The 1596-nt window shown below is 76.6% G+C and carries 2 protein-coding genes; one reads left to right on the top strand and one right to left on the bottom strand.

The window, feature by feature from the left end:
* Nucleotides 1–1147: AAA family ATPase (locus tag GTW08_RS24175; RefSeq protein WP_161152576.1), on the top strand; the 1147-nt coding region annotated here is incomplete at its 5' end.
* Nucleotides 1148–1224: 77 nt separating this feature from the next.
* Here the strand turns inward: GTW08_RS24175 and GTW08_RS24170 are convergent.
* On the bottom strand, nt 1225–1596 hold a 372-nt coding region (locus tag GTW08_RS24170; protein ID WP_161152575.1), incomplete at its 5' end, for a LytR C-terminal domain-containing protein.

The following is a 1596-nucleotide window of genomic DNA, read 5'->3' as shown; positions in this document are numbered from 1 at the left end:
CGAGCCGGAGGCCCTGGACCCGCGGCTGCGGGCGCCGGACCTGGTCGACCGCGAGCTGTCGGTCGGCCTGCCCGACGCCGCGACCCGGCGTGCGCTGCTGGAGCGGCTGCTGGCCGACGTACCCCGGGCCGGCGACGTCGACCTGGGCGCGGTCGCCGCCCGCACACCGGGCTTCGTCGTCGCCGACCTCGCGGCGGTCCGCCGGGAGGCCGCGGTGAGCGCGGCGCTGCGCGGCGCCGGCTCCGATCCCTCCGAGCAGGTCCGTCAGTCCGACCTGCTCGACGCCGTCGGCTCGGTCCGCCCGATCTCGCTGTCCGGCGGCGGCACGCTGGGCAGCGGCGGCCTCACCCTCGACGACGTCGGTGACATGACCGAGGTCAAGGCGGCCCTCACCGAGGCCGTGCTGTGGCCACTGCGCCACCCGGACTCGTTCGCCCGGCTCGGGGTCGACGCCCCGCGCGGGGTGCTGCTCTACGGCCCGCCGGGTGGTGGCAAGACGTTCCTGCTGCGTGCGCTCGCCGGCTCCGGTGACCTCAACGTGTTCGCGGTGAAGGGCGCCGAGCTGCTCGACAAGTACGTCGGCGAGTCCGAGCGCGCGGTCCGCGAGCTGTTCCGCCGGGCGGGCGAGGCCGCCCCCGCACTGATCTTCCTCGACGAGGTCGACGCGCTCGCCCCGCGCCGCGGCGGCTCCACCGACGCCGGGGTGGCCGACCGCGTCGTCGCCGCGCTGCTGACCGAGCTGGACGGCGCGACACCGCTGCGCGAGGTCGTCGTGGTCGGGGCGACGAACCGACCCGAGCTGATCGACCCGGCGATGCTGCGGCCGGGCCGGCTGGAGCGGCTGGTGTTCGTCCCGCCGCCGGACGCCGCCGCGCGGGCGGACATCCTGCGGGCGGCCGGCCGCGACGTCCCGCTGGCCGACGACGTGGACCTCGACGCGCTCGCGTCCGAACTGGACGGTTATTCGGCCGCGGACTGCGCGGCGCTGCTGCGCGAGGCCGCGCTGACCGCGATGCGCGAGTCCCTCGACGCGGGCGAGGTGACCGCCGCGCACCTGGCGACGGCGCGCCGCGCGGTGCGGGCGTCGCTGGACCCGGCGCAGGTCGCCGAGCTGGAGGCCTACGCCCGTCGCCGCAGCGACGGCTGAGTCCGGCACACGGACGGCCCCGGAACGCCGACGGCCCCGGACGCGGAGGCGTCCGGGGCCGTCGTGCGTATGGCGCGTCAGGCGGCGGAGAAGTCCCGCGTCACGATGACGATGACGCCGGGCGTCGCGTCCTGGATGCCGTCGAAGCGGGGCTCGGAACGGATGCCGAACTTCTTCGCGATCTCCTCGGCGGCGGCCTTCTCGCCGGTGCCCTGCCGGTAGTAGACGGTCGTGGCCGGGATGACCCCCTGGGAGTAGTTCTGCACCTGGGACACGGTCCAACCGCCTGAGCGGAACTCCCCGGCCGCCTTCTCGGCGAGACCGCGGATGGTCGAGTTGTTGTAGATCCGCACGACCGGGCGGGCCGCGACGGCGGACCCCTCACCGGAGGCGGAGCCGGAGCCGCCCTGGCCCGCGGAGCCGGAGCCCGCGGCGGGCGGCGCGGCGAC

The sequence above is a fragment of the Pseudonocardia sp. SID8383 genome (assembly GCF_009864975.1).
Taxonomy (GTDB): domain Bacteria; phylum Actinomycetota; class Actinomycetes; order Mycobacteriales; family Pseudonocardiaceae; genus Pseudonocardia; species Pseudonocardia alni.
The sequence above is the reverse complement of the archived record's forward strand: the minus strand, read 5'-3'. Positions and strand labels throughout refer to the sequence as shown.